The organism is Candidatus Kuenenia sp., from assembly GCF_027493735.1.
In the GTDB taxonomy this organism is placed as follows: domain Bacteria; phylum Planctomycetota; class Brocadiia; order Brocadiales; family Brocadiaceae; genus Kuenenia; species Kuenenia stuttgartiensis_A.
Window position 1 is genome coordinate 1 of record NZ_JAOSKF010000008.1, and the last position, 25818, is coordinate 25818.

Annotated in this window: 22 protein-coding genes; 9 read left to right on the forward strand and 13 right to left on the reverse strand. The window is 40.3% G+C overall.

Annotated features, from left to right (window positions below; all coding sequences use genetic code 11):
* The 7 genes from M5U24_RS06045 to M5U24_RS06075 all read right to left on the reverse strand — a co-directional run.
* Positions 1 to 786 (reverse strand): DevR family CRISPR-associated autoregulator (locus M5U24_RS06045; protein WP_298201846.1); only part of this gene is annotated, 786 nt, incomplete at its 3' end.
* Between the two features lie 2 nt (positions 787 to 788).
* Positions 789 to 2495 (reverse strand): hypothetical protein, encoded by a 1707-nt coding sequence (locus tag M5U24_RS06050; RefSeq protein ID WP_099323895.1) that lies wholly within the window; start codon positions 2493 to 2495, stop codon positions 789 to 791.
* The gene (cas3, locus tag M5U24_RS06055) at positions 2492 to 4918 is read right to left on the reverse strand and encodes a CRISPR-associated helicase Cas3' (RefSeq protein WP_157820325.1); all 2427 of its coding nucleotides are present in this window, start codon (positions 4916 to 4918) and stop codon (positions 2492 to 2494) included. Before cas3 ends, M5U24_RS06050 begins: the two co-directional genes overlap by 4 nt.
* Positions 4915 to 5754 carry a nucleotidyl transferase AbiEii/AbiGii toxin family protein gene (locus M5U24_RS06060; protein ID WP_099323897.1) on the reverse strand — a complete coding sequence of 280 codons (840 nt, stop codon included), beginning with the start codon at positions 5752 to 5754 and terminating at the stop codon, positions 4915 to 4917. The genes cas3 and M5U24_RS06060 overlap by 4 nt, the downstream gene beginning before the upstream one ends.
* Positions 5754 to 6413: a hypothetical protein gene (locus M5U24_RS06065; protein WP_157820326.1), complete on the reverse strand. Its 660-nt coding sequence runs from the start codon at positions 6411 to 6413 to the stop codon at positions 5754 to 5756. Before M5U24_RS06065 ends, M5U24_RS06060 begins: the two co-directional genes overlap by 1 nt.
* Positions 6414 to 6894: 481 nt before the next feature.
* Complete coding sequence (locus tag M5U24_RS06070; RefSeq protein WP_298201847.1) at positions 6895 to 7350, reverse strand: four helix bundle protein; 456 nt, start codon at positions 7348 to 7350, stop codon at positions 6895 to 6897.
* A gap of 112 nt (positions 7351 to 7462) precedes the next feature.
* Positions 7463 to 8485 (reverse strand): CRISPR-associated endoribonuclease Cas6, encoded by a 1023-nt coding sequence (locus tag M5U24_RS06075; RefSeq protein WP_298201849.1) that lies wholly within the window; start codon positions 8483 to 8485, stop codon positions 7463 to 7465.
* A 724-nt stretch (positions 8486 to 9209) separates the two neighbouring features.
* Here M5U24_RS06075 and M5U24_RS06080 point away from each other — a divergent pair.
* Genes M5U24_RS06080 through M5U24_RS06090 form a run of 3 tightly spaced genes read left to right on the forward strand, consistent with a single transcriptional unit; the run spans position 9210 to position 11992 of the window.
* Positions 9210 to 10232, forward strand: coding sequence for an AAA family ATPase (locus tag M5U24_RS06080; RefSeq protein ID WP_099323902.1), 1023 nt, complete (start codon positions 9210 to 9212; stop codon positions 10230 to 10232).
* A gap of 1 nt (position 10233) precedes the next feature.
* Positions 10234 to 10752 carry a hypothetical protein gene (locus M5U24_RS06085; RefSeq protein WP_164995186.1) on the forward strand — a complete coding sequence of 173 codons (519 nt, stop codon included), beginning with the start codon at positions 10234 to 10236 and terminating at the stop codon, positions 10750 to 10752.
* A gap of 58 nt (positions 10753 to 10810) precedes the next feature.
* The gene (locus M5U24_RS06090) at positions 10811 to 11992 is read left to right on the forward strand and encodes a M20 family metallopeptidase (protein WP_099323904.1); all 1182 of its coding nucleotides are present in this window, start codon (positions 10811 to 10813) and stop codon (positions 11990 to 11992) included.
* Between the two features lie 325 nt (positions 11993 to 12317).
* On the opposite strand, the gene M5U24_RS06095 is transcribed toward M5U24_RS06090, so the two are convergent.
* The 6 genes from M5U24_RS06095 to M5U24_RS06120 form a co-directional block, all read right to left on the reverse strand.
* Positions 12318 to 13181, reverse strand: a complete 864-nt coding sequence (locus M5U24_RS06095; RefSeq protein ID WP_099323906.1) for a metal ABC transporter permease — start codon at positions 13179 to 13181, stop codon at positions 12318 to 12320.
* A gap of 46 nt (positions 13182 to 13227) precedes the next feature.
* Positions 13228 to 13899, reverse strand: a complete 672-nt coding sequence (locus M5U24_RS06100) for a metal ABC transporter ATP-binding protein (RefSeq protein ID WP_099323907.1) — start codon at positions 13897 to 13899, stop codon at positions 13228 to 13230.
* A gap of 71 nt (positions 13900 to 13970) precedes the next feature.
* Complete coding sequence (locus tag M5U24_RS06105; RefSeq protein ID WP_157820327.1) at positions 13971 to 14600, reverse strand: peptidoglycan recognition family protein; 630 nt, start codon at positions 14598 to 14600, stop codon at positions 13971 to 13973.
* A gap of 320 nt (positions 14601 to 14920) precedes the next feature.
* On the reverse strand, positions 14921 to 15847 hold the full coding sequence (locus M5U24_RS06110; RefSeq protein ID WP_099323909.1) for a metal ABC transporter substrate-binding protein: 927 nt from the start codon (positions 15845 to 15847) through the stop codon (positions 14921 to 14923).
* Between the two features lie 114 nt (positions 15848 to 15961).
* Positions 15962 to 17602 (reverse strand): hypothetical protein, encoded by a 1641-nt coding sequence (locus M5U24_RS06115; RefSeq protein WP_099323910.1) that lies wholly within the window; start codon positions 17600 to 17602, stop codon positions 15962 to 15964.
* A 247-nt stretch (positions 17603 to 17849) separates the two neighbouring features.
* Positions 17850 to 18248 (reverse strand): hypothetical protein, encoded by a 399-nt coding sequence (locus M5U24_RS06120; RefSeq protein ID WP_157820328.1) that lies wholly within the window; start codon positions 18246 to 18248, stop codon positions 17850 to 17852.
* Between the two features lie 403 nt (positions 18249 to 18651).
* Here M5U24_RS06120 and M5U24_RS06125 point away from each other — a divergent pair, with 403 nt between their 5' ends.
* From M5U24_RS06125 to M5U24_RS06150, 6 genes are all read left to right on the forward strand, one after another.
* The gene (locus M5U24_RS06125; RefSeq protein WP_099323912.1) at positions 18652 to 20433 is read left to right on the forward strand and encodes an SLC13 family permease; all 1782 of its coding nucleotides are present in this window, start codon (positions 18652 to 18654) and stop codon (positions 20431 to 20433) included.
* 638 nt (positions 20434 to 21071) lie between these two features.
* Entirely contained in the window at positions 21072 to 22436 is a 1365-nt protein-coding gene (locus M5U24_RS06130; RefSeq protein WP_099323913.1) for a DUF6754 domain-containing protein, read from the forward strand.
* 877 nt (positions 22437 to 23313) lie between these two features.
* Complete coding sequence (locus tag M5U24_RS06135; protein ID WP_099323914.1) at positions 23314 to 23520, forward strand: hypothetical protein; 207 nt, start codon at positions 23314 to 23316, stop codon at positions 23518 to 23520.
* Between the two features lie 64 nt (positions 23521 to 23584).
* Positions 23585 to 24238: a hypothetical protein gene (locus M5U24_RS06140; RefSeq protein ID WP_099323915.1), complete on the forward strand. Its 654-nt coding sequence runs from the start codon at positions 23585 to 23587 to the stop codon at positions 24236 to 24238.
* Positions 24238 to 25053 (forward strand): hypothetical protein, encoded by an 816-nt coding sequence (locus M5U24_RS06145; protein WP_099323916.1) that lies wholly within the window; start codon positions 24238 to 24240, stop codon positions 25051 to 25053. The genes M5U24_RS06140 and M5U24_RS06145 overlap by 1 nt, the downstream gene beginning before the upstream one ends.
* The gene (locus M5U24_RS06150; protein WP_099323917.1) at positions 25046 to 25795 is read left to right on the forward strand and encodes a hypothetical protein; all 750 of its coding nucleotides are present in this window, start codon (positions 25046 to 25048) and stop codon (positions 25793 to 25795) included. Before M5U24_RS06145 ends, M5U24_RS06150 begins: the two co-directional genes overlap by 8 nt.
* The last annotated feature ends 23 nt before the right edge of the window (positions 25796 to 25818 follow it).

Consider the following 25818-nt stretch of genomic DNA (forward strand, 5'->3'; position numbering starts at 1 on the left):
GGCTATAATGCCAGTGAAATCAAGGATATGCGGGTGTTGCGTATTGCGGTGCGCGCCGGTTGGTTTGATAAAGGTATTGAGCACACTCTTCAAAAGGGCTTTTATCCTGGCCTGCCTATCAATACCATCCACATAAGCAAGCGTGATATCATTCCGGCCAACCTTATAAAGGTCTACATTCACTACTACTGCGTATTGACCGGAAGATGCGGGACGGTGAAAGATATTCTGCCCAAGATTTTCTCCTGCACCGGAGCCTTTTCCACGTCCTTCAGGCACATATTTGGCGTGGAAGTATGATTCTGTCCGTGTATTATCAGGACATCCCACAACCCAGCCAAACTCAATGGCTGATTTGCGGGAAAGTGATTTTGTCCCGGCCCATCCTGTAAGCATTATCCCTTCGCAATCATCAATGATACATTTAAAGAGTATTTTATCTAAGATAAAAGGATCCTTTTTATTCTGTCTTTCAGCTTCCGTATATTCATTTAAAGACATGACATCTTTCTCGTACTCTGCATCAAATTTAATTCTATTTGCGTTGAAAATATCGCAGCCCTTGCATAAGGGAAGGTTATTTGATTTTGCCTCCATAAACAAATGTTCTGCCTGAATATGCTTGAACATGTCACCGGAAACGGCATTGACCGTATGATTCTTGCCTGTTGCATCCACAATTTCAACCATCCGCGTCATCATGGTGTTTCCTTCGCTGCCTTCATTGTTAAGGGCGTGCATGTTCATCGTTACAATGCCTGAAATACTTAAAGAGTGCAGTTTCATAATTATTTACCCTCCTTGTTTGTTATCGTTGGATTATCGGTTTCAATCTTTGGCGCTCTTGCGTAGCCATAGGCCAAAAGAAGCATACCGACTAGTTCACTCTGGTCTTTCCCGTTATTTTCAATAAGAGATATTACCTGATCAAGGTCTTCTTTTGAAACGGTATGATATTTACCTTCAAGCCTGTTTGTAACTTCCCAGTTATAATCCTGAACAAACTCGGCCAACACCGGGACGAATTCTTTTGCCCCACCTTTAATTTTTTGCTTCCATTTTTGGGCTAGACCGAAACGTACATCCCATTTCTTGTTGTTTTGTTGCTGTAACCACAGGGCTGTTATAGTAGCATTTCTAATAGCCCAGGCAACACTTAAGAATCCCGTATTTTCTACAATCTCTTTCATTCCATATCCCCTTTCAAAAAGTATCGTTAGATTTTCAGTAGAAAATTCTTTTACCCCTTCTTTTTTACCTCGTTTTTCCATAGTATGGACTGCAAATTTCGCCAAAAAATCAAGCAGGTCTGACACGCTACCAGTTGTAAGCCATTTTCTGTATTGCTGGAGAATGGGAACATCGCCGGAATGGGTTTCATTCAGAGAGCCAAGACATCCAGGTTTTTTCTGAGCATAGTCTCCGATATGCTCCCTAATTATTTCGATAAACGCAATTGCATCATCTTTATTTTCAATGCGAAACCAGTTTGGAATAGGCAAAAATGCATCATTCATCAAGGCTGCCGCTGTTCCCATGCTTTTGAAATATGCTTGCCGCAATCCTCTTATAACCTCAGCAGGTCTACGTCCGCGCAAACTGATCTTTCCCATAGTATCTTGTACAACATCCGAATGTATTATCAGTTCTTCAGCCAGACGCAATGTGGCCTCTATGTCAAGCCTTATTCCACCCCACAGCCTCAGATCGAGAAGTTTTCCCCTGAGCATAGACAGCGCCTTCGGCCCTATTTCGGCAGGCTCAATGACAAAGAGTTTAAAATCGTCGCCATTACGGTAAGGGAGCATTGCAGCAGAAGCCCCTCTAAATTTCATCCACTCGGCGAAAGGTTCTACGACTTCACTATTGATAGCGCTAGGTGATTTGTAAATGGTCTTGGTTGCATGCAAACCTTTTCCTGATGAAGGATTAAAAAACTGGCTGTTGCTTACTTTAGGTATTTCAACCTGTTCAAGGCGATCCAACCGATTGAGGCGTTCAAGCCATACTAGTTCAGATTGAACCCATTTAAGGACTTTTTCAGGATTTTGAATCACCCATAGATAGACGTCTTTATCGGAACTCCAGCCTTTTCGCATTGACTCAAGGATTGCCGAAGGACCGTATTCGCGATTAACGCTTTCAACTGGAGATAAGCCTTGCTCTTCAAGTGCTTTGTTTAATGCTTCTTTTTTCTTTTTACTACCCTTTTCCTTTGCTTTTACCCGGCCTTGTTCCTCCTCATAATCCAGCACCATAGTACCCTGTGGTTTTTCCTTTTCCTTGCTTTTTCGCCAAATGTAGTAAAACCCGGGAGACGGTGGTCTCCATTGTACATCAGGCACATCCGATGAATACTCAATTTTAAAATGAGTTCCCCTATCTTGGATAATTGTTCCAACCCCGGCTACTTCTTCAAGTAGGCCTGCGGTGCCTATGGCTCTTAAGGAATCGGCATAAGTCCCCGTTCCTTTTGGAATTTCCACAACCTTCATCCCTCTCCTCCTTTCTGGCTTCTTTGGTCTGCCAGCCTGAGCCTTCTTACGAGAAATACATAAAGAGGCCACAACCCGGTATCTTCGCTGTTTGGACCACTAAAAATTAAAAGATCGTCTTGAAAACTACGTTGGGTTAGTTTATCGGGGTTGTCAGTCAATGCAATGCCCTCAATAGAGGATGGCAATGTTTCACTGACCCATTTCTTTGTGTCGTTAATAAGCCTAAAGTCTTCCAGCGATGCCGTAAATGCCCCATGATGTCTTGCTATAGCTGTCCAGGTTACAACTGCATTAACACCAAAATTATCTCTCAACCACCCTGCCACTGAATATGCGCCTTCAGAAGCATGAGGCGGCTGTTTAGGAAACTTTTTCTTATTTTCAAAATCCATGTCTGGCGCGTAATCTGAATGAGCAAGGGGCTCGCCAGTCAACATCTGAGGGTTCTTGTGCTGCTGCCACTTTCTTACAGCCTCCTGCCACTTCATGGAGAGCTTTCCCACATCGTGTAGGGCGCAACAGACATCAGCCAGTGTTTCCAATTGGTTGGCTGACATTTTATATCGTTCGGCCAGTCGTGTTGCTGCATAGCTATAAAAAGGCTTCATTGCCCGGCACGCTGCAACTACTCTTTGAACATGCTCCCGGTAAGTTTCATAACTGATTTTGTACCGGGGAATAAGCGGCCTATCGAAGTATCTGATCTCTTCGTGACACCCCTTTACACCGATTTTCAAGCCAACGTCAGGGGAATAAGAAGCAAACTCCGGATTTATAACGACAAGCCATGAAGCGTTTCTGATCTGGTCTTTTGAAGTAATTCGTTCCCATCCGAAGGATGTCTCGGTTTCGTCTATAATATTGGCATTTTCAATAGGATACCACGCAACCGTTTCCCCAAAGTCACGGCATTCTTCAAAAAACGGAGAAAGCTTATAAAGGCTCGAACGGGGAACTGACAGCATCCTCGGCCATTTGTTTTTATCAAATCTCAAAACTGAAGGGTCGTTACAGATAACCACATTTATGGAAGCCACGTCCCGCACCAATTCTCTGACGGCAACTTCGTTGCGTCCGTCCATAGCCTCGTGAATCTTGGTTTTTAAAGAGTATTGATTTTGCCGGTAGGATTCCAGATGCCTTTCCTCAATGTTCGAATGCACCTTATCAAGTCTTTCAAGCTCTGAGTTAAAATCAAGGATTGCGCCATCCGACGGCAGCCGTTCCAGAACCTCTCTGGTACCTGAAATCAAGGCCTTATGGTCGTTCTCTCGATAGGGACCAAAATCAGGCAGGCCTTTTTCATTTGTTAGTAATTCATAAATCCAGACAGTTCCAATGCCACGCACACCTTCATATCTTGCACAACGCCCGGCACGCTGTATAATGCTGTTCAGAGGGGCAATTTCTGTATGCAGGTTGTCCGCAGAAATATCTATACCTGCCTCAACAACCTGCGTGGTTACCAGGATTACATTCGTTTTAGTGGCTTCTTTTCCAAACCAACCCTTGAGTTTATCTTCTACCTTTTTTCGATCTTCTGAGTAAAACCTGCTATGAAGCAAGAAAACAGTGGTGTTGCTACCTTCCAGGCGTTTCGCCATTTCTTCGTAAATATTCTGCGCCCTCGTAACGGAGTTGAGGATAATGATAGAACGGTTACCATTATGATGATCAAGGATATCGTTAATCGTGAGTGGTCTGTTTATCCAGCGGTACGCACGTTTTTTTTCTTTGTGAGATGGCAAACTCATTACTTCATCAGGAGTTAGACTGACAAACTGTCCTCCCAGTATCTCTTTTAATAAATCCAGACTCTTCGTCGTAAGTGTAGCCGTCATGATGACAAACTGGGAAAATGGTTTAAGCCTGTCCAGCATTTCTACGGCCGTTCTCATTGCTTTATCGGACTCCAAAAGGTGGAATTCATCAAATACAATCAAACTCCCAAGCAATGCTCCGGCATTGATATTCCCAACTCTCTGCGGAAGAGAGACAGGACAATTAAGGTAAGAGGAAAGGCACTGGTCAACGGTTGTAAATATTACATCGCCTTCAAAAAAGGGATCGTCCTTTTGTTCACCGGTTTGTATTGTGATTACAAGTTCGCCTTTTTCACCCCTACGGGCATTTGGATCACACACTACCCTGAAACCACTTTTGCAACACGCTACCGTTTCAGCGTAAAGGGTAGTAGCTAATGTTCGAAGCGGCAAGACATAAATTAATCTATCAACAAACGTCGTGCCTTGTTTTTTTGCCCAAAGATACGGCAAAATAGCAGCCCATGTTTTCCCGCTGCCAGTAGGAGCGCGGAGAAAAATATTTCTGCCATCAAGAAGACGTTGTGCAACTTCTTCCTGATAAGGATAGGGGGCAAGTCCTTTATTGCTCATTAATTGATCGAAAAGTATTCTCAAGAAAAAATCTTTCCCAAAGTGTTTTTTAATTCATCTAAAACCCGGTCACTATCTGGTAACTCTCTCAAATGGCTACCTAAAGATGGTTTCCAATTTTCTTTTACTTGTTCCACCCCATGAAAAAAAGAATCAATTCTCTTGAATTCAATTTCTTTGAGTTTGCATTTCTTTTCAAAAAGTAATGCAATTTCCTTAAATCTTAAACTCTCTGAACAAAAAATGGACAAATACCACAGGTCGTAATAATCGCGGGGCCATCCCCGCTGCAAAATGGTACGAAGCTTTTCCGCATATATCTCTTCGATACTATAACTTTGAATTTTTGCCGTGATATCTTTTGAATCAGAGTATAAATGGAAAATATTCTTTGAAACTGGAGGGGACAATATTGGTTCTCTTAGTGAAATATCGATCTTAATAGATGTCCTCCATCTTTCAGGAGGAACTATCTTGTCCCTATGTTTAGCTCCCCAAAAAGGGATTTTGAATTCATATCCCATTAACCGATCATTAGATTGCATATTTTTAATCTGAATAGGCCCAAATAAAATTCCTGCATTTTGGTAAATTATGTCATGTATTATCTCAAGTTCTTTTTTTATTTTTTCTCGCTCAACCTCTATTAGGCCAGAAAAATCAAGGTCTTCAGAAAATCGGAAATGTTTGAAATAAAGCTTGCGCAGGCAAGTTCCACCTTTAAAACGAAAGCACTCTTTAAAAAGACTGCGATTGTATAGCCCATTAAGATAGTGCCCAAGCACCCAGTCTTTATCTACTGTTTCTATAGGAACTCCCCATTCTACTGATTTTTTACTTAACTCCCTAAAAGGAATCATTATAAAGCAGTCCTTGCCATAGCATATATCTCTGATTCTGTATGATTAACGATCAATCGCCACTTTTTCAGATGTTTACCCTCAGCCGAAGACAGAGGGTCGAGTAACGTATACTTAGGCAATAGAACCTGCGCAGCATTTGCCCGAAAATCTTCGAACCCTTTTAATTCTAATATTTCTGATAAATAGCCTAACCGCTTGATAAGTGTATTGTTCTCCATTTTTAACGCATGGTGCCATAATTTTCCCTTATCTAATCTTTCGTGCGATATAAAGAGACCTTTGACAGCCTCTGTAAAACCCCCAGCATATTCTGGTAAATCGAAACAATCAACAATGGTCTTTTCCATATCAGTGATAAAATAAAAATCCCGACCAACCCATTCTTTTCTAATTCCAAAAAATTTATGCGGGCTTATAGTTATGAATTGGTACCGAACATTGAGTATTTCCTTATTCTGCTTTCTCTTGCTCGTTTGAATATGAACAATGTTAGAAATTTGTTCTGTTAGCCCATAATAATTCAACGCTGAAGAATATGCTATCGCCGATGGTTCTATTAGTCTTGTCCCGATTAAGAACGAATCTACATCCCTATTGGAAAGGATATACTTTCCACGCTCTACCTGAGTAATCAATCCCTTTCGTTTAAGGTTCATTAACAGAGTTGTGCAATTCTTAAATAACCTAAAGGCTTTTATTTCTTTTGTTGAGAAAATAATGTTTCCTTTTTCAGAAAGGAAATTAAACAAATTTTTTTCTTCTACTGATATCCCTTGGGTATAAACACGTCTCATAAGTTACCTTTTATGTAAACATTCCATTGACAAAAACATAATTTAAATTACACAAAAGGGTATATTTTGTCAAACCGCCCTCTTTCTTGTCAACTCTTTTTTTGCGCCATCCACCCACGGATTTCCTGTCCAATTGAATAATGGAACGATTATCTCCAATAAAAATAAACGTTCAAACAGATAAAACCGTTTAAGCAGTTCAAGCCGATTAAGCCGTTCAAGCAGAAAAAGCAGTTCAAACTGTTTAAACCGAGGAAACCGTTCAAGCCGAGTAAACCGTTCAAGCCGTTCAAGCTGAAAAAGCGGTTTAAGCCGTTTGAACGGTTTAAACTGATTAAGCGAATTAAACTGCTGAATCCTTTTTTGTATTCATTTTATTCATGATTTCATCCAGTGTCTCTTTCACACTCTTTCTCTTCGGCATCTTGTACTTGGATCCTTTGTACCTGCTGCCTTTCAGGTGATTCATGAAGTTGTTAATCATTATTGAGATACGCTTGCATTGTTCAATGAGGGGTTTTAATTCATTCTGGTCAATATAGTTCTGATCTCCTGCTAAATACAACTGGCATCGTACCTCACCACAAGAACCTTTAGCAATTGATAAAAACTGTATGAATTCCTGGTTGCCGCCCCTTTCATAGCCTTCGGCTATGTTAGACATGATGGAGACAGATGCACGCCGGATCTGGTCTCTGAGGCCGTAGTCTTTTGAGAAGGTACCGTCTTTTGTAATCCCGTAAATCTTGTTTGTTAGTTCTCTTGCTGACTTCCAAACTTCAAGGTCTTCGAAGTACATGTCTGCCTCCTTTTAGAAAATTAAGCCGGTTAAAAATGGATTAAGCAGTTTAAGCAGTTTAAACCGCTTAAACCGCTTAGACCGTTCAATCTGATTAAACAGTTTGAGTGGTTCAAGCTGTTTGAATGGTTTCCACAGTTTGAACCACTTCCACATACCCACACCCCATGCTATTATTTTGCCCAAAGCCGCATTCCAGACCGATCCTGATTAATTCTTTTGGGCCGGTTACGGTAAAGGGCTGTAATGTCCCTTTTATATGGATGGGATTCACACTGCCGTCCAATCCCTTCTTGAAGACGGTAAACTGTTTCACAGACTTCCCTTTTGTTTCAAGAAAACAAAATTTCAGAGTTTCTCCCTGATACGGTTTACCAAAGAGGGTCTCGTACTTATGCATAAGGTTTTGATTCAAGAGTTCTTCGTATCCGTTATCACCCGGGAACAAATAAATATCCTGCTGACCCGGAGGCATGGGTTTTTTAATGAAGAGGGGAGATTCTAAGGGTTTTAATGATAAACCGTTTAAGCTGTTTAAGCTGTTTAAGCTGTTTAAGCTGTTTAAACCGTTTAAACCGTTTAAGCCGTTTAAGCCGTTTAAGCGGTTTAAACGGTTTAAGCGGTTTAAGCCGTTTAAGCCGTTTGAACTGTTTCCGCTGTTTGAACCCGTTGTTGTCTCCAACGGATCCGTCAGGGTTTCTACCCGACATACGCTGAATGTTTGTTTGCCAAGCCGCACCTCCTGGCCTTCTCCGAATATACCCTCTATCAAGTGTTGAATGAATTTATCTACGGGTGATGCAATCTGAAAGGAAAGGGTGAAGGGGGAAAGATGAGAGGATTTAAAGGAGAAACCGTTTAAGCCGTTCAAGCCGAGAAAACGGTTTAAACCGTTTAAACCGTTTAAGCGGTTTGAACGGATGATTTTGATAGGACAGTAGAATGATATACCTGAAAAGACAAAGAGCTTAAACCGCTTGTCTTTTTTATAGGCGAAGCCCTGCTGATGAAGCCATTGGGCATAGTCAGGGTTTGACATGGACAGGAAACTATAGATGATGGCCTGTATCTGGTGTTGATAGTTGAAGTCGATGATGCCGGATTTATCTGCCGTGAAGGTTATTTTTATCCTCATAATTAATGACACCAAAACTTGCTCTTGGCTTGTATAGAGATTACAGGAAATAGACAGGAAAATCATTTTTCAAGGGTAGCTGGCTAAGTATAATAGCACTTTACAGGAACAAATCAATACAAAATCATGTAAACGAAAACACCTCTATATCTATTCTTAAAGGTCTTGCTATAAGGCATAATCTATCTCTTCCACAACCTTGTAGTAAGACAAAAGATCAGCCTCTATAGGTGCACTACCGATTTTTTGTAACTCTTTACACCAGACTGTCGGCAGACTGGTACTGTATTACAAGTATCCTGCTTGTGATATTTTTAGCTCAAGCTGGAAGTTTGAGTTACTATTCCCCCCTACTTGCTTTTTTACAAAAAACCGGGAATGCATCCGTTTTAACTATTGGGAACTTACGACCCCTGATTGCTCAGACCACGCTCCCTTGAACTGCCGGGATGAACAGATAATTCCCAGGACGGGACTTTTACCCGTATGAATAAACAAATGTTACTACGTACGGACACTTCCCATATTAATTTTTGAAATAAGGGAAGTGTCCTTCTATTCTCAAAAAGAGGGAAAATATTGTTGGCAACGGCTACAAGATGGTATTATGATGACGTATAGAGGGAACTTATGAATCGTCCATTTGAAATATTGACAGACAATACACCGTCGTTGCCATTATTACGTTTATAGACATCTTAAACAACATACATGAGGGTTTGTTATGGGAAAAGTTATCTCTTTTATTAATTACAAAGGCGGCGTAGGCAAAACTACCACCACCTACCATATCGGATGCGCCCTTGCAATGTACCACAACAAAAAAGTGTTGCTTATCGATGTAGATCCTCAAACCAACCTGACCTTTTTATGTGCTACGCCTGAAAGATGGGAGGTATTTAAAAACAATAAAGGAACCATCGCAAAACTCTTTGAATCGTATCTGAAGGATAGTTTTGATATCTGTCAAACTGAACATATTATATGGAAATCACCTGTTGAATTATCTGCAAAGGGCAAAATCGAAAAGGATGTGGTGAGAAATCTTGACCTGATTCCCTCTGATATTGATTTACTGGGAATCGATATTGAATTGGCCTCAAAAACATGGCGGAAGATAGAGTCTGGTTTTTATCAGGAACAACTTCAAATCTTCAGGCGAACAATCAAGGGTTTAAAAGACTTGTTTCGCATAGATACTTCTGGTGATATACGAGATGCACTTTTTTATATAGAACAGCGCCATGTACTGGAAAATGCCCTTCACAGGATAAAAAACAACTATGATTATATCCTCATTGATTGCCCCCCAAACCTCTATCTGGCAACTCAAAATGCACTTGCCGCAAGCGATTTCTATATCATTGCAACAATACCGGACCATATGTCAACCATAGGGATAAATATGCTCCTCCAGAAAATCGGGGAATTACATACTACACTGAACCGTAAATGTCTTTTGACGAACACGGAATCACATGATATAAAGCATAAAGGGGTCGTATTCACCATGGTACGTACCGCCGGACAGGGTATTGTAAGCACCCATAAGGATAAAATAAACGACTTGCGTACAACTTATGGCTCATTATGTTTTGAAAACTATGTTTCATGGGGTACCGGCTATACCGAATCCTCTGCGCTGGCGGTTCCTGTGTTTTTAATGGATGAGGAAAATGCAAGGCGAGTGGCATCACAATATAAAGGGGTTACAAAGGAATTTCTGGAGAAAGTGAGCGGCGATTAACATGGCAAAGAAGACAAAGAAAACCGATCTGGCAGATACTTTAACAAAGGTAAAAGAATGTCTGTCCTTACTCCCGGACAAGGATGAATGGCAAAGAATATTGCAAATCATCCAGGAGATAATACAAGAACTTGAGGTATTGCGGGAAAGCATTGGGCGTTTTCCCGATAAATCGGAATCTCTCCATGTGTCCAACTCCATCCATTCATTGGTATCATTTTTTGACACACTGAAAGAAAACCCCCTCCTTGCCGAAATGATCTTTCCCAGGAAGGCCAAATCCAGGAAAACCAAAAGCAGTCCCATTGATATTAACGCTTTACAACAGCATTTAGAAGGTATTCCCACGGAAAAAATCCTTGAGGAACTAACAAAATATAAAAAGGACATCCTAATTGAGTTATCAGCAAAGATGAACATAACAGCAAATAAGAAATTGACAAAAGATGCCCTAGCAGACAGGCTCTTTAAACTTGGATTTGCAAATAAGAGAGGCTATGAATTGCTGCGCAAAGCTTAAAACTAAAATGTTACGATTTGTTTGACTATAATAATTTTTACAAAGATGGATATTAATTATGCCGAGCAAGGAAATTATCCGAAGCATTCTTTCGCATGCCAGGGATGCACAGGGTTATATCGTAAAGATGAGAAGGGATTTTCACAAGTACCCTGAATTGAGTTTTAACGAAGTCCGCACTTCTGAAGTCATTGCCGCGGAATTGAGACAATTGGGGTTCAATGTACAAACAGGTATTGGAAAAACAGGCATTGTCGCTTATTTACCAGTTGATAACGCCACACGAACAGTAGCCTTTCGTGCGGATATGGATGCCCTTCCCATTGAAGAAGAAAATGATCTGGACTATAAGTCTTCGCATGAAGGAATTTTTCATGCCTGTGGGCACGATGCCAACATGGCAATGCTATTAGGGGCGGCAAGGATTATCGTATCTTTGAAAGACCTATTAAAACGACATGTAAGGTTTCTCTTTCAACCCGGTGAGGAACAGCCGCCAGGGGGGGCAATTTATTTAATCGAACAAGGCGCTTTACACGGCGTGGATGAAATTTACGGGCTGCATATTGATCCTACCCTCCCCTCTTCAGTTTTTGGATTACGTTCAGGCGCTACAATGGCGTCAACAGACCGTATTATTATAACGATTCATGGTAAAGGCGGGCATTCGGCAACCCCGCATTTGTGTGTAGACCCCATTGTTATCGCTGCAGAAATAATATTAGCGATACAGACCATTGTATCAAGAAAATTAAACCCCTTATCCCCGTGTGTTATTTCCTTATGTCAGATTTCAGGAGGTACGGCATTTAATGTTATTCCGGGTCGTGTAAAAATTCTTGGCACGGCAAGAACCCTTGATGATAACGTGAGGAATGCACTACCATCACTTTTAGAAGATACCATTAAAGGTATTACTTCGTACAATAATGCTTCCTATGAATTTGAATATCTTGGGGGGTATCCTGTTTTGTATAACCATGAGGAACAGGTCGATTTTGTGCGCGGAAGAATTAAAGAATTGTTTGGTGATGATGCGGTAAAAAATATAGATCCGATACTCGGAGGAGAGGATTTTTCTTACTATTTGGAAAAAACAAACGGCGCTTTTGTTTTTCTTGGTTCGGGGAACAGGGAGAAGGGAGCAAACCAGCCGTTGCACAGTCCTCAATTTCTGATTGATGAAGATATTCTTTACAAAGGCTCTGCCTTGCTGGCTTCCATTGCATGCAGTTCGTAATAAAAAATGGGTTAGCTAATTTATGGGGAAATGGAACAAAAAGTGTAACTTCTCAACTTATTGAAAAGTTATAAAAAAACACCATTTGTCGGCTATATGCGTTTTACAATAGTGGGTTTACTGGAAAAACGAAAGTGCCTTCCCTGGGCTTAAGTTGGCTTGGGAAAAAACCGCCGCAGATGACTGTTGTTGCTGTTAATGTAGAGACGCATTGCATGCGTCTCTTTGTTGTGTCAACATTTTCTTTACGCATAGCAGTTTCCAGACGCATGCAATGCGTCTCTATAAAAATATTGAAATTCTTAAACATAAATTTAAGCGGACGTTATTTTCCGGGAATACATTTTTTTATTATATAGGCGATAAAAAATATTGCGCCTAATAATGCCACATCTATAGGGCCAATGGGCAAATCAAAACAATAGGAAATATAAAAACCGGTAAAGGCGGCAAAAACACCAATGATTGAGGAAACAATACAAAAGGGGAAAATTCCGCGGGTAATCATCCTTGCGGTTATTGCGGGCAATAGCAAAAACCCAAAAATAACCATTGGGCCTACCGCCATAACACCAAAAGATATAACGATACCGATGATTAAAAAAAGCAAAATGTCCCATAAAATAACTTTTTTCCCCATGACAACTGCCATATCGCTATCGAATGAAATTAACATAAAGTTACGGTGATATCCGGTGAGAAAAATAAAAATAATTCCATAAATTGCGAATGTTGCCCATAGATATGCATCCGGAATTGCAACAATTTCTCCCTTTAGCAAAGAAATTAACTCCGAATGTCCGTGTGGATTCCATGAAACAAATAAAACAGATGCAGCCCCTGCAACGGCATACGTAAATCCAATGCGATTTTCTGTAAAACCCTTCCCTTTCCTTTCTAAAATGGCTAATAGAAAGATGGCAAGGATGGTAAAAAAAATGGAACCTGTAAGTGCCATAGCCTTTTCAGATTCAACATGAGGAAAAAAATGCCATCCCAAAGTATGCATAAAGAATGCAAAGGTAATCCCTGCATTTGATACCTGGGGAAGCGCAATGCCCATCAATATCATGCGACGCAATACAAAGAAAATCCCTACCTGTGGACAAACAAAGCCTATCACCAGTCCTACATAGAAAGAATTTCTCAGGAGAAAGTTCGGGTTGAGTATTTCAAAAAGGTATTCCATACATTTTGTGTATAAAAAGTAATTTCTTTAAAAATGTTTCTTCTTCTCATTTTGCATTTTCTACCACCGCCGCATTATTTTTGATGTGGATTTTTTTGTTTACCCATGCCGGTATACTGAAAGATTCATGCGTTATCATCATGACAGTAAGATGATGTTTCTCATGCAACATTGTGATAAGTTCCATAATCATTTTCACTGCATCGACGTCAATTCCTGCGACAGGTTCATCCAGTAGTAATATATTCGGATTTGTTGCCAGTGCGCGGGCAATGAGCACCCTTTGTTTTTGACCGCCGGACAATTCCGAAAACAATTTTCTTTTAGATTCCAGCATTCCAACATCCATTAAACATTGTTTTGCTAAAATACGACTTTTTGCAGGAGTGAATGAAAAGGGTTTTATTTGCCCAAATGTACCCATCAATACTATATCTAGTGCCGTAAACGGATAGATTTCGTCCAGGGACTGGCTTTGCGGTACATAACCAAACCTTTGCGGTGTATTGTTCTGGTAAATAATATTACCATGTAAAGGCGGAATAATGCGGAGGATGGTCTTGAAAAGCGTTGTCTTGCCGGAACCATTTTGTCCAAATAAAACAATAGCATCCCCTCTGTTTATGGAAAAATTTATGCCCTCCAGTATCGGCGTCCCGCGATACCCAATGGACACATTTGCCAGATTAATACAACTATTCTCATCCATATTTACCATTTTATCAATCTGATGTTAGTTCACTAATAATATTTTCCGGCTTATAAATAACCGGGCATATTACTTCGTTATCACAAAGTCTGCGCAAATACATAATCAAAAGGAAACTTATCTCCGGGACATTCTGTGGTTTTACAGTCTTTATGCATAAGAATATTTTCCGCAGGGATATTGTATTGCTTTTGCAGATATTGTACCAAAACAACAAGTGACGCCATTTGCGCCCTTGAAGGATATGATTCGTTAAAATTTCCGACCATACATATCCCTATACCATAACGGTTATATTTATTTATTCCAACGTGCGCCCCGCTTAGTTGTTTTACCCATCTGTTCCCAATTTCAATCTCGCCTTTTCCGGAGCCATTTCCATTACCCACCACAAAATGATATCCTAACCCATTTTTCCAATGTCTTGTTTCTCTGTGATATTTATCAAATTCAGCGGCATTTCCTGACTTTGTGGCGCTATGATGAATGACAATATATTTCCATTCACGTACTTTGTAGTGTTCAATTTGTCTGTTTATACCGGCCAAGCCTGCTTTAAGATGTTCTTCGGCAATAGTTGGTCTGTGTACCGGCAGTATGAGATAAACAAACAAACAGGCAATTGCAGGGAAAAACAGGTAAATATACCGGTAACGTTTACATTGAACACGCATGATGCTGTTATAAAGAAGACGATTACCGTTTTTCATAAAAACCATACGCATGTCCCTAAGCTGGCATAGCCAGAACCAAACAAGCAAGAAATAAAAAATACGAAATACGAAACAAATCCAAAACATACTTATCTGCGTGCGACCACGCACAGGCAGGCAACGATATGAAACGCGAGATACGAAAGGTGCACTTGTTTATAATTTCAAATCATTTTGTCATTAGAATTTGCTTCGGATTTCACAATTATCGGATTTCAACATTAAATATTTTGCCAAAAAGTACGCACTTACGAATGGAAGTGTGCAAAGAAATTACTGCATAAGGTACTAACTAACCGAAGAAAGATCATTTATTATTACTTTTTCAACGATGATACAATTTTATCAACATTATAATCAAAAAGAGAGAGATAGTCCTCTGTTTCTTTTTGCCCACCCGGCATAATTGGCAGTGCGATAATGGTTGCTCCTGTTTTATCCGCTACAAATTCAGACATCCTGCGTTCCCGAAATGGTTCAACAATAATAAGTTTCACTCCCTCTCTTTTCATCATGGGAATAAGTTCATTAATATGTGTGGGAGAAGGAGGAATGCCAGGTTTAGGCTCAAGTGTCCCCACCACATCAAGATTGAAACGTTTTGCAAAGTAAGGATATGTTTTATGATAAGTGATTACTTTTGTCCCCTTAAAAGGCGCTAATTTTTTTTCCCATTCAGCCAGTTTTATTTTCAGTTTTTCAATAAACGCATTATAATTGCCTTCGTAATACGAACAATTTGCCGGGTCAATATCGCATAATCGTTCACTTATTTGTCTTGCAATCGTCATTCCGTTTAAAGGATCGAGGGTAAAATGAGGATTCCCCATAGAATGAACATCCCCCATCGAACGGTCGGACATCAAAGGATCCGGTATTTCCAGAGGATTGATTCCTTTTGAGGCAAGGATATATCCGGAATGTCCCGGAAGTATATTTTTATTTCTTGCCCCTATTATGAGATTCCGCAGCCAGCCAATCTCTAATTCCATCCCCACTTCAATGAATAAATCCGCTTTGTTCAGCTTTACGATAAAGCTTGGCTTCGCATCAACAAAATGCGGATCTTCCGTGGGTTTTGCAATGCTTGTTGTTGTAACATAGTCCCCGCCGATTTCTTTCGCCAAAGATTCCAGGTCAGCGGTTGACGTTACAATCTTTATTTTATCTGCGTAAGAAAATGTTTGCAGAGACACGAGAAATAATAACCATAACCACAGATAGGGTAGAATTTTTGCTTTCATAGATTTACCTCTTTTTATCGTTGATTTTTCAATAAAATGCTAAAAAACATCTTTAACGTGGGGGTTCAGGTTGCAACCCGCCTGTGGGAAGATACGTTTTTCTTGTTTAGTAATTTAGAATTTATGCGCTCCATGCGACCCTAACAGAAATTCAAACTGGAGAATTACGGAATGTTCGGTACTGTCATTTCCCAGTATATTATCATAGTTATATTGAAGCCTTATCTTTGAAAATTCGGATGGGTAAAATGTGAGATTGGGGGAGAGTCGCCCGCGCTCAAAACCTAATGGGTCTGATGCTTCTTTTTCTCCATCCACATAATCACCGCGAAGTCCGACAACCCATCTTCTTTTAAATCCCCAGCATACCTGAGAATAGGCGCCCCAGTTATTCATTATTTCATTAGACATTCCTGCATTTACATCTTCACCCGCCTCGAAACGTCTGCCCATAATCTCCGTTTGCCACGTTACAAAGGGGAATCCCCCAGCGGCATATTTAGATTTCCACTTCCAGAACATATCAAGACCGTAAATGATTGTATCTTTATCCCTTCCTGTAGAATTTGGGCCAAATGTCGCCGAGGCGCCTAATAAAACAGTCGTTTCATCCGTTACTTCGAAAGAAGTTGTAATACGTGGCGTATACAGCATGTCTTCCATGCCGCGTACGCGGGTTTCAACTGCCTCACGCCCAAACAGTGCTTCTTCATTCCTGAAACTGTGTGCCGTTTCTCCCTGACTGTTCTGCACTGTAAAAAATAATTCCGTATAGTTGCTTGTGGGCGCCAGCCATGAAAGTCTTGCCCCTGGCCCTCTCATCCCATCAGGTCCCAGAAATCTGCCATTGACTAATGGTTGGTCTGCAAAGTCCCATGCGTGGGGATGGAATGGATTCAGCCTCCCAAATTCGGTAAAGAAGGTGCCTGCTTTTGCCTGCAGGTTAAGCGGAAGCGACATGGATGTCAAGAAAGCCTCTTCCACCTCAAGAAATGATTCACCATCATTGTCGATCTGAAATACAATGTTTGCTTGTCCCTTAAAGTACGGATCTACTGCCCCATCAAATGTAGTTTCTAAATTTTGAACCGTAAACCCACGCTGATTAGCATCGTGTCCGCCCATGTTAAGGTTTTCCAAATCTTTAGCAGTCGAGCCTGCTGCGGCAAATAGACCATCAAATGAAATATTCATATAACTCTTTCCCATGCTCCACAAATTAATCGGTTGTGCCGTAGACCATTTTCCCGGAGCCTGATCAGGAGTAAGTTGCGCAGTAGCCGTGTAATCCAGTTCCTCTTTCTCAATAGCATCATATTTTAATTCCATGTCTTTAAGCTGTTTTTCTTTATCCTGAAGTTGTTTTACAACGTCTTCAAATTCTTCTTTTTTTACGTAAACGCCTTCAAGGCCGGCAAGCTTTGCGTCAACTTCCGCAGGCAGCGATTCTTTTTCAGTTAATTGCGCCTTTTCTTTTTCTAAAGTAGCAATTTTTTCCTGCATTTTATCTAAACGGCTGTTGTAATCCCGTTTCATTTCTTCAATAAGCATCTTCATATCCTGAAATTGATTCATCATCGCATCGAAATCCTCTTTTTTCATATGAACACCATCTTCGGCAAGATTTAATTTTTCAGCTATGTGTTCCGAAGACGATTGATTTCCAAATTTTGAAAAATCTTCAGAAAATACCATGGACACACAATTCACTGCGAAAAACACAAAGAAAAAAATTAAAAATGGCATGTATTTCATAACAATCCTCTCCTGTATTCCGGGTTTATTACTCAGTAACGTATAATTTGATTGCGTTTTTTTGAGCGTATGTGGAAATATCCAGACAGGCAGTTTGCGAAAAATATGCCTCGTTATGAGGCAGCGCTGCTGCATATACATATTATTTTGCGGAGGATAAACCATCAGAAACGCGAAGGCAGTGAACGCCTTTTGTACGTATATCAGTGGTATATTTTTTCAGGTTTTTACCCGCAAATGCCTGTCTTTATGATAAAAGAAATACAGGGATATTGGGTGGAGGACGTATTGTGAGTTTATGAATGGTGGTTGAAGTGAGAACAGAATGTGTTGGGGCGGAAATGATAGAGGTGATGCCGGCAAATGTTTCGAACGTAAGAAATTGGCACGTTAGGGAGGATGTTTTTAACCATTGGCATATTTGGCATGTTTCAGGGTTGTGCTGCCCGGCATCTTCCTGATGTTTAATTTGTGCGTCTGTTGTTTCTTCTACAACATGAGCTTGGGTATGGTCACACTCGCTTACCCCAAAACTACTATTATGAAAGCCGCCTACGGTAAGCGTCAGTAAAAGATAAGGAATAAGGAACGTCAGAACTGAGGTATTGATAAATTTTTTATTTTGCAGACTATGTTGAAGAAACATGGCATGAATTCAGTGTAAAAAAAGATTTTTATTAAACACGATAGTTATGCTAGATACTTTTCTACATCAAGTCAAGCTTAAAATATGGTGTTGTTACATTATAAAATAATTGTGACAGCAAGGGGAAATCCATAGTTCCCGCCAATAAAAACATCTTTTTCTTGTAAGTTTTTGAAAGGCATGTGTTTTTAATTGATTATATGGGGCTTGCAATCCAAAATTGTATGTGATAAAGTCGGAACCTTTGTCATGCTATACCTTACTGGTTCACCAATTGTGATTTCTTAAAAGTTGCTGTTGTAGAGCAAAGAGACTCTTCGCTCTACATTTCGTGATTTGCGAACCTGTAAGATATACTTTCTTAATTTTACAAAAAAGGACTTTTGTGCATAAAGGCGAATAAATGACACTAGATTTTAAAATGTGGTATACATTATCATTGCTTATCATCATGAGCATTCTGCTTATCTTTGATATCATAGAGCTGGAAGTATTGTTTTTTTCTATATTACTGCTTTTGCTTATGGGAAAAATAATCACATTAGAGGAGGCGTTCGCGGGATTTTCAAACGTCGGCATGCTCACCATTGCCCTTTTGTTTGTCATTGCAGGCGCATTAAGCAACACCGGTATGTTAAAGCAAATTAGCCCAATTATATTGGGAAAAGAAAATACCCGTATTAGTCATACATTATTAAGACTTTTATTCCCCGTATCAATCATCTCTGCATTTATAAATAATACCCCTGTTGTGGCGATGTTTATCCCAACGATACGTGCGTGGACGGAAAAACATCATTACGCTCCCTCTAAATACCTGATTCCGCTTTCTTATGGCGCGATATTGGGTGGGATGTGTACGCTTATCGGCACAAGTACAAATCTGATAATTCATGGGTTAATGATTGATTATGGCATGGAAGGATTGGGATTTTTTGAGATTTCAAAGATAGGCATACCTGTCACCATTTTAGGTATTTTATTTATGAGTTTTTTAGGCCATCGCTTGCTTCCTAACAGAAAAGAGCCATTGATTGAATTAGGTGAACACACCAGGGAATTTGTCATAGAACTGAAAGTTACACAGGAATATGAAAACATAGGAAAGACCATAGAAAACGCCGGACTGAGAAGGTTGAAGGGACTCTTCCTTTTTCAAATTGAGAGAAATGGGCGGAGAATCGCTCCTGCAAAACCGGATGAAAAAATACTATTAGACGACAGATTGTTTTTTACCGGGATTCCAAAGACTATTTTGGAATTGCAGAAGATTCCAGGATTGCAGTTGACGAAGGATTCACACTTTAATCTCAAACAATATGATTCAGCGGAAATAAGGACATTTGAGTGCGTTGTTTCCCGAGGTTCTCCCTTAGTAGGGAAAACGGTTCGTGATAGCGATTTTCGTTCTAAGTATGAGGCGGTTATTATTGCAATACACCGGCATGGGGAACGTATTGCAAAAAAAATTGGCGATATTGGTTTGCGTCCGGGTGATACCCTGTTGCTGCTGGCAGGAAAGAATTTTTATAAAAGGTGGTACCATTCAAAGGATTTTTATCTCATTGCGGTTGCAGAGACATTGCCTTCTAAACCTCAGTGGAGGGGATATGTTTCTTTGGGCGTATTTTTTATGATGATTATTTTGACAGTGGCAAATATTCTTCCCCTCTTGTCTGCCGCAGGTTTAGGGGTTATTATTCTGGTTTTAACCAGAACGGCAAATGCCGGTGAAGCCAGAAGGACGATTGATTGGCGGGTGCTTATAATCATTGCAATGTCCCTGGGAATTGCAAATGCCGTAAAACAATCCGGCCTTGCGGATGTTTTGGCGCATATAATCGTCAGGATTGGAGATCATTTTGGCGTGCTTGGGGTATTGGCAAGCATTTATTTTTTCACAAGCATTTATACATTAGTCATTACGAATAATGCGGCGGCTGCAATGTTGTTTCCGATAGCTGTTTCTGCCGCTTCCGCTATCAATGTAGACCAGCGCGGATTTGCCATCGCCATCATGATCGCCGCCTCTGCCAGCTTTGCAACTCCCATTAGTTATCAGACAAATTTGATGGTATATAGTCCTGGTGGTTACAGATTCAGGGATTATCTGATGATAGGGGCGCCTTTGCAGCTTGGGATTGGGGCAATAGCGATAGCCTTGATCTATTGTTTTTATTTTTAAATGAACCCGCGATACTGTTCGATGGCCAATTGTTTTTTTGCCGGCATGCCAAAAACAATTTTATTACATCATTACTTTGTTAAAATAATATGCAAAACAACCTTAATTCCCTCTATTTAAAAGGATTTATGCTTTGAAAAATCCTTGATTAATACCATACAATAAGTAGGATGCCGAACGCAAAGGCATACAAAATATATCACTTTATGAACGGTTTCAGTGGTTTTTAACAAAGTAATGTTACATTATCAATATTTTTTTGTTTTTTTGGCAAAATATTTAATTATGAACTCCGATAATTGTAAAACACGAAACAAATTCTAATGACAAAATGATTTGAAATTCGAAAGGAATCTGTGTGTATAAGTTGCCAAATGCCTGTTTGTTTTTTCCTATTGTATTTTAACTACCATAAATTATAATGAAACCGCTGTGGCTTGCTAGTCACAAAACTAGCGTGGAATCTGTACTAGTATCCATCAACTTCTTGTTTTTAATGCTAGTTTTTCAAAATGCATAATCGTAAGACATTGATTAGATGAGGTTTCCGTAAAGTTTGTAGCGTTGGTTTTTTTGTCATTTGAATTTGTTTCGTATTTCGTGATTGTTTGGTTCTGGTTATGCCAGCTTAGCTTGTAATGCCCGGCAAAGCAGGGAATTTTCAGTGTCACTCTTCTGCCGGAACAACAATTACAGTTGATAACCTACGGGATTGCCTCTTTTTTTCTATCATTTATCGTATGTCTTTTCCTGTCTTGAAAGATACCATTAAAAATATTCTCTCCGTTTTTATAGTTATTTGCCTGACAACATTTTTTTCCGCTATAGAACTGTATGCGGAGTTGCCTTCATTTCTCATTCCTCCAAAAGAGTTTTCAGCCTTTGACACACCAAACGACGCCGGAGAGACGGTGTCACTCACATGGGAAGCTTCTCCCAGCGACTGTGCAGATGTTTTTTATGTAATTTATGCGGATAAAGAAAAAAATGGTTCCTTTGAAAGGGAAGCGTTGCATATTCAATCAAATACTTGTTATCGAAAAGGTGTACCTGAAATTTATGGCTACAAGGAAGACAACGGGAATTATCACTATGTGCAGATAAATCCGCGAAAGGTTTTTAACGAGGAGACCTTGGGAAAAAGGCAGCATTTTTATTTTAAACTTGCTGTAATTTCAGGGGAGGAAAAGGTTTTTTCAGAAAGCATTGCTTTCGCCACGCCACGCGGAAACTGGCTGGACATGAAAAAGATCAATAATTTTGCTATTATGATTGTTTTTTCCGCCATTGTCCTCTATTTCATCCTGCATGCCAGACGGAATCCCGACATGTTTTTGAGGAAGATAGGAGGGCTTGATGCGGTTGATGAAGCCCTGGGACGCGCCACGGAAATGGGTAAACCGGTGCTTTTTGTGCATGGCTTGACGCCAATGGGTACAATATCAACGATTGCGTCCACCAATATTCTGGGCAGGATTGCCCGCAAAATTGCTGACTACGATGCTACCCTCAAAGTGGTGAATAGTGACCCGATCGTCATGTCCGTTAGTCAGGAAGTGGTAAAGGAATCTTATCTTGAAGCAGGAAGGCCTGATGCTTACAATCAGGATAACGTATTCCTCGTTGCCGCTGAACAATTTCCTTATGTGGCAGCAGTGAGCGGTATCATGACGCGCGAAAGGCCTGCAGCCAATTTTTTTATGGGATACTTCTACGCAGAGGCTTTGCTTTTAGCCGAAACAGGCGCATCCACAGGGGCAATACAAATTGCCGGCACTGACGCATATACGCAGTTGCCGTTTTTTATCACTACGTGTGACTATACATTGATAGGAGAAGAACTTTACGCTGCAAGCGCTTATTTATCAAGGGAACCAATGCTTATGGGTACGCTCAGGGCGCAGGATGTAGGGAAAGGGCTTCTCATTATTATATTACTCATAGGTACTGCGCTTGCCAGTTTCGGGCTTACGTTTATTACGCATTTGTTTGAGGCTTTTTGATCAGGATTGCTTGATCAAAAACAATTATATAAATTTTAGTAACACTTTAGTCTTTTGAAAAATTCCCGTTATAGAAAAAATACCATGTAGCCCCGTCAGGGGCGGTCTGTTTGTAGCGCAATAAAATTCAATAAGGTAAATAGCTCCGTAGGAGCGGCCTGTCCGTATTCAGGCAGACCTGTTTAATATGGATTTACAAGAGACAGGTCGCTCCTAATTGCAGAGACAGGTTTCAAAACCTGTCTCTACGATCTTTTATAATATTCTATTTTGCTACAAACAGGCTGCTCCTACGGAGCTTATATGTAATACATTTTTCAAAAAACTAAAGTGCTACAAATTTCATAATATTTTGGTTTTTTGAAAAATTCCAATAATAGCAGTGTTTGCCGCATAGTGTGTAGAGATGAAGCATTTGCATGTTTGAGCATAAACGCATGTATGCACGTTCTCGCAAATGCTTCGCCCCTACGGTTTCATAGAACTAAAGTATTGTAACACTTTCGTTCTATGAAAAAAAACGCTCGTTCCCAAGCTCCGGCTTGGAAACGGGATTGTTTTGAGAAGCTCCAGCTTCGAATGGAAAAGATAATGGGCCCATGTCAGCTTGTACTTTTCAGTATGTTATCAAGATATTTGGAGTCCTATTTTGAGCCGAATAATTCTTGCTAAATGGAAGCGAGAGCTTCCAATACCATTGCGTTCCCAAGCCGGAGCTTGGGAACGAGCATTTTTGTTTACGTTTTTTTTCATTGGGATTTTGTATTTTGGAATTTGTTTCGTATTTCGTGCTTCGTGCTTTGTATTTTGTATTTTTTATCTCGTGCTTGTTTGGTTTTGGCTATGCCAGTCTGGGTTTTATAAAGGATGTTTTATTATGATTACCGACACTGAAATACGGATAAAGGGAATAAAGGCACTTACAGAATCTCTTGGTGATGTTGAAGCGGATCGTTTTATTTCTCTTATTCAAAGAAAACTATTTGATTATACAAAATGGCGTCAAGGCATGGATGAAGAATCATCAATAGAGGAAATCAGCAAAAGGGCAATGGCTGTTAGTAATAAAAATACCAGGCAATAGAACCTATTTGTTACAAATAAACGTAATTTTTTAGAACGGCTTTTGTTTTAGCAGGCAATTATTTATGAATCTTTTAAAACGAACAATTCCACTTATCATTGCCTTTGTTATGGGCGTACTTATGGCAATACAATATTACGTCCCCCACAAACTCTCGCAAAATCTGCTTGAAGTTGTAACACGATGGGACAGGATTATCGCCGGTTTTGCCGTGTTTATTGGCGCATACAGCTTATTCCATCTGCATTGGGCAAGGATCAGGAGAAAAGTCGAAGGGTGGGGATACAGTGTCTTTGTCTTTTTTGGGGCAGCAATTACTATTACATTCGGACTCCTGAATGGAGGAAAATTTTTCTGGCATAATAAACAGGATGGGACGATGCTGGATTGGATATACTATTATGTGCAGGTGCCTGCCGGGGCGACAATTTTTTCCATTCTGGCATTTTTTATTGCTTCTGCTGCATACAGAACCTTTCGTGCGCGTACAAGAGAGTCTGCTGTGCTGCTCATTGCAGCAATTGTTGTTATGCTGGGGCGTGTTCCCATCGGAAATTATATTTCTCATTACATACCGGCAGTCGCCGATTGGATCATGGCAGTTCCAAACCTTGCCGCAAAAAGAGGTATTCTGCTGGGGGTAAGCTTTGGGGCTATTGCTACTTCAATAAAGATAATTTTTGGCATCGAGCGGTCTTATCTTGGCGGAGGGGATTAGTGGAAAGATTATTGCATATCGACCGCCGTATCATTTTTGCAATTATTACGGTTGCAGTCATTGTCTCTCTTATTTTACGATTTGAACTGCCAATACCCGCCTCAATACCGGTTCAGGGAGTATACAACAAGGTGGAATCCCTTCCTGAAGGGTCGCATGTTCTTATATCATTTGATTATGACCCTTCTTCAAAGGAAGAACTGCAACCAATGGCAATTGCCTTTCTCCATCACTGTTTTCAAAGGAATTTAAAGGTTATAGGGATGACACATTATCCTGGGTCTCCGGGTCTGGCAGAGCGGGCAATTGTATCCGTAGCGGAGCAGTATCAGAAAGTAAACGGTAAAGATTATGTATTTCTCGGCTTTAAACCCGGTTCTGCATCACTTATTATAAATATGGGAGAGAATTTATATTCCGCCTTTCCAAAGGACTATTATGGGAATGATACTTCTACTTTACCGATATTGCAGGAAGTTGAGTCGTTGAGGGATATTGAATTATTGTTTGACCTTGCTGCCGGCACAACAATAGAACTTTGGATTGTTTACGGAAAGGAAAAATATAAATTTGAACTCGGCGCCGGCTGTACGGCCGTAATGGGACCTGATATGTATCCTTTTCTCCAGTCAAAGCAGTTGGTAGGATTGCTCGGGGGGTTAAAAGGTGCGGCAGAATATGAAGCGTTGGTAGGAAAAGAGGCAAACGCGGTGAGCGGAATGAGGCCGCAAAGTGTTGTGCACGTAATAATCATTTTATTTGTCATATTTGGAAATGTTATTTATTTTGCCTCCGGAAAGGCACGGCATGCGTAAAGATTCTAATTATTATATCCTTGTAGGCTCTATTATCCTGTTTATCATTGTAAATATTGTATTAATGACATCGGGAAAGCTGCCTTTCTCTTCAGATGGATTTGGTATTATTTTAGGGGCGGGGATAACCCTGGCAATATACAGCTTCCTTTATCGGGACAATCCTGCGTTTAAGATTACCGAAAATCTTTATGTTGGCGTCTCATTGGGTTATACCATAATCATAACGTGGTATAATTTTTTAAAACCCGATTTATATGACCCGCTTATTGTGCCGTTGTTTTCTGCCGCAGCGGAAAAGGCTCCGCAGTATTCATTAATCATTCCATCTATGCTGGGAGTCTTTATGCTCCTGAGATTTTCAAGGCGATTATCATGGTTAAGCCGTTGGACATTTGCATTTGTGGTTGGACTCGGTGCGGGCGTAAGTATCCCAAGGGTGATTTCCGCCTTCATCCTTGAACAAATAAAACCTTCCCTACACCCGGTATTTTCCGGAGGAGAAACCGTATTCTCCAGCATTAACACATTACTCATCCTGCTTGGGGTTATTTCTGTTCTTATTTATTTTATCTTTTCAGTAGAACATAAGGGTTCGATTGGGACAATCTCCAAAATAGGGATATGGTTTCTTATGATTTCTTTCGGCGCATCTTTTGGATACACTGTTATGGGGAGGTTATCGCTGCTTATCGGAAGGATTCAATTTTTACTAAAAGACTGGCTTGGCGTTTTGCAGTAAAAAATATGCGGCACTGGCGCGTA